Raw genomic sequence first — 12,968 nt, 5'->3', positions numbered from 1 at the left:
GTCATCATCATGCGGTTCTTGGCTGAGGGCGGGCGGCTGCGCGCGGCCGTGCTGATCCGTTTCCTTCTGCGGCGGATTTGGTGATGCGAACGGCGGCCGGACCGGCGGCCTGAACCGGGGGCGGGTCGCGTCGGGCTCGGTGTTGGGGTTCATGTCCCATTGGCTCCCGCCGAGGTACGGATTGGGCATCAGAATCACCTATTCGATCGAAGGTTGCTCTCGCAAGGTAGAGCGCTGGAATGTTGCTGCATGAAGCGCTGGGATTGCGGGCAGAGGATAGGTCTCCTGCAGGTGAGGTGGGTTCGATCTTCGGCAATGCGTTTACCGCACCCAACTGCCAGACCTAGGTCGCATGTGCGGATTCGCCTGGTCTTTATGACCGTCGGAGGTTCGTTCCCGTCGATGGGGCGGGAGGAGTGCTGCGGATCTGGCGCTTGCTACCGCAATAGCAGTAGGGAATGAAATAGACACTGCGTACGTGGCACGTACTGCACGTTTGTTTGTACTCGTATGGATAGGCCCATCCCATGTCGCGGCCCTTGCAATTCGCGAATTCAAACAACTGGGCGGCGACGCCGCTGCTGATGTTGTGGAAGGAATGGTATGGACCGAATCTGTTGGTATCGGCGAGGCCGAAGCATCCGCCATTGACGTGGCCCGCGGGTGGCGTGAACACGCGATGGCCGACGAAGCCATTCCCTGTCCACGAATAGAGGGCGGCATAATTGACCGACTGGACTGCTGCGCCGAACGCAGGAGCCATCGGCGACGCCGCACCTGCGGTGACGATCAGAATTGATGTCACGACGAGAAGGCGTAGTCCCATGCGCATCTTGGTTTCCTCTCTGTGATTTCTGTCTACTTCTCAAAGTTTGTGTCCACAGCGCGTATAACCCGCTGCCTTATCTCCTGCCCTGAGCAGCTGGCGCGCGACCTGTGAGCGCCTTGATGACCACGGCACCACCGCGAGACGCGAGCCCCACATCGTCAGCCAAGGGGTGACCGGTCCCGATGGGAGAACGTTTTGTCAAGCATGACTGGAATGTGGCGATACTAGGAGGCAGGGATGGAGATGGGCAGTGTCTGTGGTGGTGACGGCCGTGCTGGCCGGTCGTCGCCGAAGGTCAGCGTCGCCGTCCACCGGCACGTCAGAGTCGCCGTGGTGGTGTCGGGCGGGACTGCGGCCAAAAGACGGTCAGGCCAGACCGAGGTCCCGACCTGAATGGCGTTCACCGGTTGGCCGCCGGCGAGGGTGAACTGGAACGCGTCCGCACCGAATTGTGGGATGTCGAATGTGGCATTGTCGATGCTGTAATTCGGAACGTTGACTGCCAGCCAAACTTTGCCTGCGGGTGCCCACTTCTTGTCTTCGTCCCACGGCGTGAGTACGGCGTTCTCGGCGGTGATGTGGAACTGGATGGGCGTACGGTCGTCTCCGGCAGTGGGGGTCAGCGTTCCGGTGATGCGGCGGTTCAGCGGAGTCGTATTTTGCGCTCGATACAGCGGCTGTTCCTCGGGCAAAGGCGCACGCGTTGCCTGCCGCAGGTCGTAGCTCAGGGGCCTACCCTCGTCGGTCACCTCAAAACGTACAGGGACGCCTTTCGGTACGGAGACAATGAGCGTTTTTGTACCATCTGTTGGAATATTTCCGACCGGGTGGCGAGCGGCACCCACAACAATTGTCTGCGTGGGACCGCTGAGGTAGACCGATGCGAGTCGTCCCGGATCCGTTGTCGTACTGAGCGCGGTGGTGATCGCCGGCATGGGAGCGAACTGGATCGCGAGGAATTGCTCGCCCGAGGCTGCAGAATGGGCCTGTGACCCGAGGCCATAAACACTGGAGCTACCGATACCGGCGATCTTGAGCGCAGTGGTCGGGCCGAGCAGTAGCCCATTGTCTTTCGGAGGATGGATGGTCACCGCACCGAGTTCGTTGCTGTCAACGGCCGTGACGATGCCGGGTTGTTCGGTTGGTGGCGTCGGCGGGTCGAGGTCGTCGCCCGTGGCGGGTTGTTGGCCGTCTGGTCGGGCAAATGTCAGCTGCGTTGGCAGCGTCTGCGGTTGAATGGAGGGGTGGGTGGAGTCCAGGCGTAGGCCGCCGGCGGTATCGGCGCTCACGGCCAGATTGGCCCAACGTTGGCTAGCAGGGATGCCGTAGAGCCGGACCGGGCCGCACCACAGTTGTTCTCCGCCGTTAGTGTGTTTCTGATCGATGAAGCCGATGTAGCAGCGGGACTCATCGTTCGTGGCGGCGTACTGCTGTCGTGCGGCTTGTTGGAACGTCGGATCCGCTTGGGCCAGCACCGCCGCCACCCGGTCTTTGGTCACCGATTGCCCTGACAGGATCAGCCGATCGGGAAACCCACTCAACAAGGCGCAGCCCGACAGCAGCACCAGGCTGCCTGCCGACAATGCCGCGATTGCCCGCACCAGCAAGCCGCGGCCGGCGAGGTCTCTGGCAGCTGGCCGACTGGTGTGTCGTGGCCAGTAGCGTCGATGGCTTTTGAGCGATCTTATCCAGCGCATCAGCAATATGTCGGTACCTGAATCCCGGAAATCGCATTGCTCGTCTGTTGATTCCGCACGCCTAGAGATGGCCCAGAATGGCGTAGTCAATGAGGTGAATACTTCGTACCCGTGAACACAATCGTTCGTCCGATACTGGTGCAACGGTGTGTAAACTCGACGTGTGAGGTTACGCTTATCGACGAGATTTCCCATCTGTCGTGGCACGTTTCGCCTCCCTGCTTTATCTGTCATCGCGTCTTCTCCTCGCGTCGAATATGCACAGCCGGATCCGGTCTTCGTTTATGTCGTTATGTCAGGGCAACCGCGCGTTGACTCGTGTCACGGTTCGCGTTGACGGCTTCACATGCCTCGCCCTAGATATGTGCGCTCGATCGCGGCAACGTTTACAAGCTCTACACTGTTCCTTGGTATCTCATTCGGTCCCGCATATACCTTGCCGTCGTCATGCGGGCTCTGATCCGTTCAAGGTCCGACGCTTTTGGATTCATGCCTGGCAATCGTCGACGGCGCTCTCGTATCGCTGCTGTTTTGCCATCCCTGCGGCCACTGGTTCGGGTCGACGGTCGGATGGGCAAGGACATAGGCTTTAGCGCATTCTTTATAATTGTGGAACTCATGGGTAGCGCGATAGCGCAGCAGGTCGTTAGGAGCCGAACAGGCCGCTAAGCGTGCTGCGGCTCGCGCAGCGTCTGGGTGATCGTGGCAGTATGCACGCCAGGCTGCGGCGCGAGCGCGAGCCGTGATTATCCCGGCAGCGAGCGCCGGGTTCGCCTTCGCAAATTTGGCAAAGTACGCAGCCTTTTCCTGTGACGTGCGCTCTCGAATCGTGCCATCACGATCCACAACGTATTGCAGCCTGCTGTACCGGCCACCGTCCGGCCCGATGATGGATTTCGCGATCGCGTAGCGCTCGTACTCTCCCTCTATCGCGCCTTTCCACTCGGCGGTTGTCGCCTCGTACGCCGTGGTGCTGCCCTCCGGCACCCGATGACCGGGTGCCACAAGGTGCCCCGGTGGCGGCGGGACGCTCGCGGCTGTCCACCCGTACCTACGGGCGATCGCCACTTGCCCGGGCGGAAATCCTTTGGTGGCCCAAATTGTCGCCTCTGAGGCACTGCACCCGGCCTGTTCGAACGCTACTGCTGTTGCCTGATTTCCGATCGGCCAGGCTAGGCACGCGAAATCGGCTGTCTCCTCAGGTGTCCATCTCATCTTGTCCACGCCCACTCGTTTCTCCTACTCGCGATATCCACGCAGCACGAGGGTCCCTCCTCGCTGAACGTGGTTTGCCCGCTGTCACGTCATAAACGCGTTGGCCAGGCCTTTCCGCTGCCTCTCGACTTGAGGCAGGTCACCGCCGGACAGTGGCAAGCTGCTTAGTCGAATGGCGCTATCGCTACGTCGACCCTGACATAACGCGTCGGCCGTCTGGCATCATCAGGTCCAACGTCTCGGCCGTCATTTCCAGAATCGGCTGTGAGTCCTCACGATCGACGCGAACCATCAGGCGAGAGCCTGCGACCCTCACGTGATTGTCTACCTGAACTGCTCGCGCGGCCTGCGAGGCCAGAACGCCGAAGGTCGTGATGGTGAAGTCCGTACGCGCGCCCGGAGGCCATTCATGGGACTCTCGGTCAAACGGCCGCGCGTCGAGAACACGCAAGATGAAGCGACAGACAGTGGACCCGTTGGCCGCCGAATGCACCCTAGGTGGAACGACGACCCGCCCTGTGAGAATGATTTCCTCATCCGACATCAGTTGCCTCCAAGTTTCTGGCACCGCCGCTCACTGTCATCCGCAGGTCACTGCGGATGCGCACTCTTGCCTGCCACGTACGTCCAATGCGAGCTGCCTCGTCCGCCCTCCTGGCTGATCCGCGCCAGATATCGCGTCTCCGCGTCGCTAGACCACTCCGCGAGAACGTCGAGACTTGAACGACGAGTAATCCGCCCTGTCTCTTGTCGGAACGTGTCCCGGAACTTTCTTGTGTACACGTTCACGATCAGGTCAAGCGTGTTTCGGCATCGCCTGCCGCGCCGGTCCCTCATTGTCTCTTTCCCCCGTCATTCATGGCTACCCTTTCCTCAACAGCGCCTCGCCGCCGAGAGAGCAATGCTCACGGCAGAATCGGATCTCGACATTGACCAAAGGTGGCCCCATATGGATATCGACCTCCTTCAGCATCGAATAACGAGCGTAAAAGTTCCGTTAATCCGCAGGTGGATGAGTGTTCGGCAAGGATGGATGGAAAGTTTTCACATTCAACCTTTCGTCCAACGAAAATCACAGCCGTCAACATTCCGTGATTTACCCGTGACAGCAAGCGATTATCCTAAGGCCGGAATGGTTCAGAGAAGCCATTCGATACGGAATTCATCGCCCGAGGTATTTACGTCGCGAGATGCCAGTTCTCGCACTCATAACCGCATGGCCGGGAGGTACAGAGAAATCGATTGCTTATTTCATGAGCAAGGCTACGGCTTGATCGGCGGTCGCTTTAATCAGACCAGCGCGGTCAGTCAGATCTTCGCCAACAGTGCGCTCGATTGCGGCCCAGCGGTCGAAGCGGTCATCGTCAAGCGGCCAGCTTGGCAGTCCGGTCGCCTGTCGACACATCCACGACATCTTCGCTAATGATTCGAGTCGAACCTGTCCCGCCTCGTGGTCGGCCTCCGCGATGCGGGCGTCGTCCATATAGGCTGCGGTGAGCCAGATCGCGCGGGTTAGTTTGAGCAGGTCGGTTGAGGCGAGTGCCATTCTGACGCTGTCGCGCAGAGACCGCCTGGTTTGAACGTCGTCGCCGGCGAGCCGTTCCAGGTCTGCGCGCGCGAGGATGGTGAATGTCGTGAATAGTTGACGCCCGCGGCTTAGTTGCAGACTATGGCGCAGGTCTGCCCGCCCCGCCGCGAACTCTCCCACTTGTGCGTACGCCCAGCCCCGGTAGGTGTGGGCCTCGATCTCCAGCGCCGGCGGCAGATCCTGGGATTCCAGGACTGTGGAGAATCGTTGGATTGCCTCATCCGGGTCGCCGCTCCACAGACAGATGTTGGCGAGGCGATAGTCGGCCAGCCGCTCCAGCGCCGGAACTTTGAGGCAATGTGTCTTTGCTTGGTCGACGATCTCTCGCGCCTGAGCGTAGTGTCCCCATTCGGCATGCAGGTTGGCTAGTTCCGTTAGTCGTACGATCAGCAATCGGTCGTCACCCGTCTTGGCCGCGATATGTGTAGCGGTCTGCATCGTCATGATCGACGAAGGGTCAGCAAGCGCGGCGGAACACGCCGCGAGGCCGGTGTGGATGTCGGCCAGCGAGCACCAGTTGGCTTGGTCATCGGCGTCGAAAAGGCTGAGTGCGACTTCCAAGTGCCATTTCGCCTGCAGTGGCTGGCCGCGGGTGTAGTCAAGACGGGCGGCCCAGTGCCGGAGCCGGCCATGCGTGGCGGCGGGAAGGACGTCGCTGTACGCGAGCGTCCGCTGTGTGTAGTCCACGACCGTGTGCAGGTTGCCAAAATCTCGATCAAAGACCAGACGCGACCTGGCCAGCAACTCCGCGGCATCGGTCACCGCCCCGGCACCGCCTGATTCCAAGGCCCATTCGACCGCCACGTACAGGTTCTCGATATTGGCAATGAAATCGGCGATAAGAAGATCGGATTCGTCAGTGGCGTCGGCGAGCAGGATGCGGTCCAGGCGTTTCTGGCAACAGCGCAGGTGACGTCGTCGTGTCACGGACAACTCGGTCTCACGGCAGCTATTCTCGGCGAATTCCCGGATCGGATTCAACAGCCGGTACCTCGTCCGCTGATCGTCGTCGATGATCTGGATCATGGACTGATCGACCAGGTTTGCGATCAACAGAGCGATCTCAGCCCGTTCCAGGCCGGAGTGCGAGCAGATTTCTTCGGCTGCAGCCAAATCGAACGCGGTCGGGAAGATCGATAACCTACCTAGTAGACATCGCTCAGCCGGCGAGAGTAGCTGGGCACTCCACTCGAAGGTCGCCTGCAGCGCCTGCTGGTGCGGCAGTCGGTGGTCCTGACTGCCGCCGACCTCTGCGGCGCCAATGCTCAAACGATCCGCCAGGTCCTGCAGCGACATTGCGCGCAGGCGCGTTGCAGCCAACTCGATCGCCAGTGGCAACCCTTCCAGCTGCCGGCAGATCAAGGCAACTGTCTCTAACTGCGCGGACAGATCCAGTGTCCGGCGGGCCCGGCGGGCCAGATCAACGAATAATTGAACGGCTGGGCTGTCCAGCAACGCCTCGGGACTGGTCTCGCCCGTCGGCGGCAGTGCGAGCGGTTCCACCTCCCAGACGGTCTCGCTGGGCAGACCCAGCTGCCGGCGCGAGGTGACCAGAATCCGCAGCGACGGGCACGCCCGCGCCAGGTCGTCAACCACTTGCATGCAGCTGACTCGGACGTGCTCGGCGTTGTCGAGAATGAGCAACGGCCGCCGACCACGCAGCTGCCGTATCACCAGTTCGAGGACCGACCCCTCCCCCGTAGGCCGGACATTGATCGTGGCACGAACCGCCTCAACGATCAGATCTGCGCGATCACCCGCGACCCGCTCGCTCGGAAGGCGACCGCACTCCACGACTATCACGCCGACGGTCACAGGCTCAGGCAGAGTCGGCTGGACCATCGCACGAGCGGTCGCCAACGCCAGCGCGGTCTTACCAGCGCCTCCGGGCCCGACCAACGTCACCACGCGCTGCCCCGCGACCAATGCGACCAACTGTGCGACTGCGGCCGTCCGGCCAACGATCGCCTGTGGATCAGGATGACGGCCGATCCACCACGGTACGGACGCCGTCGATCCTTCGCCGGAGTCCGTAGTCCCAGCATCGTTCGACACGGCGTCAGGGCGTACAGGGTCGCTGCCCACAGAAGCTGTGTCGGCCGGCGTCGGTAGGACCGTCGCGGGGGCATCTGGTTGACCATCGAAGGGCTCCGCGGCGGTAACTACGTCTTGGTCCGATCGCAGCAGCGCCAGGTGCGCCTGTCGAAGTTCTGGGGCGGGACCGACGCCGAGCTCTTCGGCGAGAATGCGGCGTGTGCGGTCGAATGTGTCCAAGGCCTGGGCTATTCGGCCGGTCTGCGCGTACGCGGTCATCAGCCGCACCTGTAGCCGCTCATCCAACGGCTGAGTTGCCGCAAAGGCGGGGAGCCACCCCAGCGCCTCACCCGCTGCGCCGGTCTGAAGCAGCGCGTCAACGCACTCTAGGGCAGCGCCGACAACCTCTTGTTCTAGTCGGACAACGATCGGATGCTGACGCATCTCTTCATCCAGGTCGGCGCCTACTGGACCAGCGCGCAGCGCCACGGCGCGACTCAGAAGCACGGCCGCCGAGGAAATCTCACCGGCCCTGCGAAGTTGTACGGCCTTGTCGGTCAGGCGCCCGAACGCGGCAACGTCTGTCTCCACGTACTCAGGGTGCAGGAGGTAGCCGCCACCGCGTCTGGACACGATTCGATTACCTGGATGCTGCGCGTAGCGACCATTGATCGCGCGCTCCGGCTCCAGAGCGCGTCGAAGGCCCGAGATCTGCACTCTCATGCTCGCCGCAACATTGACCGGCGGATCGCTTCCCCAGACGAGGTCGATGACATCTTCACGAGTAAGCCCGTGCCGCGTAGCAAGAGCCAATGCGGCGAGCAGTGTCCGTCGCCTCGCGCCGACGACCTCAATCTGAACGTCGCCGCCATCGCGGACATGCCAGACCCTCAACGGCCCCAAGATGCTGATGCGGACCGCCGGCTTCCTTTCCTGCCCGAGCGTATGCATTCAACCGCCCCGTTTCTTCGACAACGTGCCCAATTCACTACCGGCTACTCGGCACGCGACGGGGAAACGAGCCAGAACCCCGTGCACGATCGGTTTCCGCGAAGAATGTGGCGGTCTGACCGTCCTGCCGGAACGGATACTGAGTCCCCAATCACCGACCAGTCGCTGGTTTGAGGAGCAATCTCCGAACGAGTAGCAAGATTGCTTCCCCAGCGACCTCGAAACGCACACCGACGTGGCAGCCAATCGCCAGAGCGAACTCGAACCAGGTCTGCAGGAGTTCTCGTACGACCAACTCGCATGATCACTGTCGCCAGACCGGCCGGAGAGAGAATCACCAAGGTCCCGTACGCGCCACCCACAACTGCGATGCGCAGCTGAGAACCGCCGTCACCGCCCCCGCGCGGAAGAAATGATGTTCGTCCGCATATTCAGAACCCGCAGGAGGCCGCGACAGCCGCGTCCAACGGCCCCACGAGACCTCGTCAATCCACTCGCAGCAATTCTTCCCGTCGACCAACGGCTATTCTTAAACGGCAGGTTGATGCCCTAAATCTGCCTACGCGGCGCAGCCTACGCACCACTCGAGGCGCCGAGACGACGCCTCCACTCCTGTTCCAATGACAATGGCTACGCATAACGAACCCCCGGTATCGCCGACATTCCCGCCTCCTCTGTATGAGATGACAGGACTGTCCGACGCCCCACATTGGAGACGCCGGTGCTGAGCGGCACTCAGCGTAACCACATTAAGGACCGTTTGGGGACAGAACGCGCGAGAAAACAATCACAGATCCAACTTCTCCTCGCGAACGTGACATGCCGTACCGCATAACGGAAATCTGCGCGTGCGACTGCACGTGCGCCCGCACATGCACATGCACGGCCACACACGTCACCCGGCGAGCGGATGGATGGTTATTCCTTAAGTAACAGCAATTTCCGCGAAACCTGACCGCCGAGCGCGCGACGCCGAACCGACTCGAACAATCCCTCTTTCCCCGTTGATGCCATTTCACATACAGTAATGACCCCACCTCGTCACAGACAGTGATATGCGGCCCGCTGGGATTGGACGCTAGTCAATCTGGATACGATTGTGCAGGGTTCAAAGCGGGTGCTTGACGGGTCACTGCGCCCGAGCCGTCAACCAGGTGGCAGCCACTCCCCGCCTGTGTCAGAACCTCTCGCCCTCAAGTTCACCCTGCCGCCTGCAGAAGTAGCTGACACTGAGGATGGTGCCCGGGGGATTCGCATCTCCCAGGCACCATCCGAGACTTCTGAGTCTTGTCCCATGTCCTGGAGGTAGGCCGACGATGTAGCTAACTACCCTCTGGACCGTGGCAGAAATAGGCCCAACCTTCGGCGCTGGCGAATCTCGCCGGGCGCTGCTCCACATCGACCGGCGATGACATTTTTCCTCAACTAGATAGAGGTCGAGCACGTCTCGAGCTCCGCAACACCTACAGTTCCGAGTTTATGATTTTATTTGCACCCAGCTCCCATATTTTTTACATCGGCCTTCACTCTTGGACTACTGACGAAAGAACGCAAGTGTTTCGGCGACCGCGCTGCCGTAGCGGGCGATGTCGAGGCATTCTTGCCGCATCCCCCATGCGCGGTCGAGGCATTCGGGATCACTGAGAGAGTCGCCTACGGCGAGCACGACGGTGGGGCCAAGCCGCCAGAGCACCGCGTTGACGGCACAGCAGGCGATTGCCAGTTGATCGATATCGACACCTGTCCACAGCACTGTCTCCGGATTACGGCCACCGTCGCGCATTACGTTGGCTGCCGCCCGGAACAATCCACCTGTGCCGACCGCCGGGTCGTGCATTCGGGCGTGATCGTCGATTGGTATGAATCCGGCCATCAGATTGGTCACGTCGGGTGGTGTATACATCTGACCACGGTCGCGTTTGGCTGATTCGGGCCGCATCTCTGTCAAGATCTGACCAAGCAGGTCAACGTGGTCGCGGGCCGTGGCCATCACACCGAACAAGTCATTGTCCAGCGCTGCGATGGCTACTTCTTTGGCCGCAGCCAGTTGTTCCCCCGTGGGCGATGCCCCGCCGAACCACCGCAGGTGAAAGGGAGCCAGAGCCGGTGTAAGGTCTGGCCGATGTAGGAGGAATTCTTTCCATTGATGACGTATGCAGGCCGCGAATGTGTCGTCTCCGCGACCGAGGATGCACTGACGTGCCTCGTTTCGTTCGTCTGGTGCAGGTGTTAGGACCGCCAACGCGGCCACGATCGATAGTGGGATGTCGGTATCGCTGGCGCCGGGGTGTCGATTCCAGGCGTGGGTCACGGCCTCGACAATTCCGGAGACGTGCCCGGCAGGGATTGGTGCGGGTTTCATGAAAACCTCAGGGTGTGATGAATGGAAAGGAACAGTCGAGCGCTCTTTTCTGGCTGCGGTCTCGACCGAGTGAGGTCGTACGGGAGCGCGGCACGTCGTGCTGTAGTCACCAGGTGAGTGGACACAGCCCGACACCGGACCTCTATCGGTCCGTGGCCTTGTTGATGTAGTCGCGGAGGGCACAGACCCAACGAACCGGAATTCCGTGGTCGGCGGCGTTGGGCTCGACCAGAAGGTCGAGTTCGCGATGTAAGCCAGCAGCGTCGACCGCACCGCAGGATGCCAAGGAATACAGGGCGCTACCCTCACCACCATGGAACTGTCCGGCGATGACGCGTGCGGTCAGATCATCGATGACGCGTCCGTGCTCCGCAGCTGTGTTGATTCCTCTCGCGATCGTTGTGTCGTCATGGGAATCGTCAGCGGTGAATGTCATGAGGTTGACGTCCTTTCCGGTTTCGATCCGCGCAACACGCGGGAATAGAAAGTGCGGGCTGTCCGTGACGGACAGCCCGCTATGTCGTGCGCTTTTCGCGCGGCTAGGTGGACTCTCGGGATATTTTGGCGTCAATGCAGAGATTGCGCTGTTGTCTAAGATCGGCGATGCGTGGCCCCTCCTTCAGCGTCGAGGGCAGCCAGCAGCGATGGCGCGAGGTCCGCGGGTTGGCAACCATGTCGGAGGCGCCGCAACGTCAGGTGGGCCGGGACGAAACTGGGGTCGTCGCCGATTGCACGTCGCAGGTGCGCGTTCGCTTGCGCGAGATCGTTGTGTCGGTAGGCGGTGATCGCGCGCAACATCGCCGCTGGAGCAGCTAAGGGTGGCGGGAGTTGGCCGGTCAGCTGCGCCCACAGGTGATCAGCGCTGGCCGCCTCGGCACTGGTCGCGACGGTCACAGCGTGGTGCAGAACCGGCGTAAGCCGCAGGCCAACGCCGACCTGTATAAGGTCTTCCGGCCGAGTAGTGGTGTTTGGCGAGGCACGTCGGGCGTCGAGGGCCGTCGACAGCGCGATCCAGGCAGCGGCAACAATGCCAGGTGCCGCCGGAGCGCTCGGGAAACGGCGAAACAATGCGGGGCCAGCTGTCGTGGCGCACTCTGGACAGATCGGTGTGTCGGCGGGATGATGCCGGCCGCAGCCAGAGCAGGTCCACATCAACCCTGCCCGGATGGCGACCTCGCGTACGACTTGGGCTTCGTATTCGGTGGCGGTGTTCAGCAGTACCGTCAACAACGCGAACGTCATGACGACTCCTATTCGTCCACACTCCGCGCGAAAATTTCCAGGGCGCGGATAATAGGTGCGTAAGGGCCGAGGGCCAATTGGCTCCGCGGTCTGAGACGCTTGACAAATTAAGCCCGGCGCCTGCCAAGAGCGAGCGCTCAAGAGCGTGCCGGCCGCCTGCCATCTCCATACGTGCAGTGTCGATGGTGTCGGTCTTGATCGGCACGGTTCCGTGGCGACGGGACGAAGGCAACAATGCTCGCCGCCGCCTGAAATCAGCGCTCTATCTCGGTTTGCTGGAACGGCGCCGGTTTTCCCCGTCCTGTGGTTGTCTTCATGTTCGTGTCTCGGCGACGCACCGCCGTACGTCCGGGTGCTCGGGCGACGAGGCCGTGCACGTCGAGGGCGTAGATCGCGGGCTCGTCGATTTCTCGTCGTTTGTGTGGCCACATAGCCACCTCAGCGCGGCCTAGTCCTTCCCTCCATGTACGTGCTGTTCCGATCCCCAGGCTGCCGGTCACACTCAGGAGCGTTCGTTCGCCGACGTCGACCGGTTCCGCGATCGTGTGCAGTACTTCCTTGGCGAAGGCGCGTATGTCGCCGTCGTCGTGGCTATCTTTCGGGACCAGGAGGGCGAATTCGTCTCCTCCGAGTCGGCATGCCAACCCGCCGCTCTCCTCGCAGTAGGCGCGCATTCGGTTGGCAGCAGTGATGAGCACGTAGTCGCCGACGTCGTGACCGTGTTTCTTGTTGAGTAAGCCGAAGTCGTCGAGGTCAAGCATGCACATCCAAAATCGGGCGCCCTGACCGGCGACAGTTTTCGCGGCGAGAACGCGGTTGGGTAGACCAGTCAATGGGTCGTGCTCGGCGGCGCTGCGAGCCACTCGCAGTTTCGGCACGAGAATGGCCGCAGCTACGGTGAACCCGAGAAGAGTACCGATTAGAGCTGCTATAGCGGGTGCTGCAAACATGAGCTTCCCTTCGCAATGCAGAAAGCGCCGCGCCGCATAGTCACGTTGCGTGACGAGGCGCCGCGCGGCGCTTAATAGATCACTGGCATTTGGAGGACGA

General features: G+C 61.5%; 9 protein-coding genes. All 9 read right to left on the bottom strand.

The window, feature by feature from the left end; all coding sequences use genetic code 11:
- Positions 1-373: 373 nt before the first annotated feature.
- The 9 genes from ABD301_RS11810 to ABD301_RS11775 all read right to left on the bottom strand — a co-directional run bounded on the left by ABD301_RS11810 (position 374) and on the right by ABD301_RS11775 (position 12,868).
- Positions 374-832: a hypothetical protein gene (locus ABD301_RS11810; RefSeq protein ID WP_163573008.1), complete on the bottom strand. Its 459-nt coding sequence runs from the start codon at positions 830-832 to the stop codon at positions 374-376.
- A gap of 221 nt (positions 833-1,053) precedes the next feature.
- Positions 1,054-2,430 (bottom strand): hypothetical protein, encoded by a 1,377-nt coding sequence (locus ABD301_RS11805; RefSeq protein ID WP_344309768.1) that lies wholly within the window; start codon positions 2,428-2,430, stop codon positions 1,054-1,056.
- Positions 2,431-2,991: 561 nt separating this feature from the next.
- On the bottom strand, positions 2,992-3,513 hold the full coding sequence (locus ABD301_RS11800) for a hypothetical protein (RefSeq protein ID WP_163573010.1): 522 nt from the start codon (positions 3,511-3,513) through the stop codon (positions 2,992-2,994).
- Positions 3,514-3,925: 412 nt separating this feature from the next.
- Positions 3,926-4,285 carry a single-stranded DNA-binding protein gene (locus ABD301_RS42410; protein ID WP_163573011.1) on the bottom strand — a complete coding sequence of 120 codons (360 nt, stop codon included), beginning with the start codon at positions 4,283-4,285 and terminating at the stop codon, positions 3,926-3,928.
- 702 nt (positions 4,286-4,987) lie between these two features.
- Positions 4,988-8,314 carry an AfsR/SARP family transcriptional regulator gene (locus tag ABD301_RS11795; protein WP_344309766.1) on the bottom strand — a complete coding sequence of 1,109 codons (3,327 nt, stop codon included), beginning with the start codon at positions 8,312-8,314 and terminating at the stop codon, positions 4,988-4,990.
- Positions 8,315-9,848: 1,534 nt separating this feature from the next.
- Positions 9,849-10,676 carry an N-6 DNA methylase gene (locus tag ABD301_RS11790; protein ID WP_344309764.1) on the bottom strand — a complete coding sequence of 276 codons (828 nt, stop codon included), beginning with the start codon at positions 10,674-10,676 and terminating at the stop codon, positions 9,849-9,851.
- Positions 10,677-10,818: 142 nt separating this feature from the next.
- Complete coding sequence (locus ABD301_RS11785) at positions 10,819-11,112, bottom strand: hypothetical protein (RefSeq protein ID WP_163573016.1); 294 nt, start codon at positions 11,110-11,112, stop codon at positions 10,819-10,821.
- 155 nt (positions 11,113-11,267) lie between these two features.
- Positions 11,268-11,918 (bottom strand): DUF4192 family protein, encoded by a 651-nt coding sequence (locus ABD301_RS11780; RefSeq protein ID WP_344309762.1) that lies wholly within the window; start codon positions 11,916-11,918, stop codon positions 11,268-11,270.
- A 254-nt stretch (positions 11,919-12,172) separates the two neighbouring features.
- Positions 12,173-12,868, bottom strand: coding sequence for a GGDEF domain-containing protein (locus ABD301_RS11775; RefSeq protein ID WP_279582857.1), 696 nt, complete (start codon positions 12,866-12,868; stop codon positions 12,173-12,175).
- Positions 12,869-12,968 lie beyond the last annotated feature (100 nt).

Source organism: Fodinicola feengrottensis (assembly GCF_039530045.1).
GTDB lineage: Bacteria > Actinomycetota > Actinomycetes > Mycobacteriales > HKI-0501 > Fodinicola > Fodinicola feengrottensis.
Note: the sequence above shows the minus strand (reverse complement) of the source record. Positions and strands in the feature narration are given on the sequence as shown.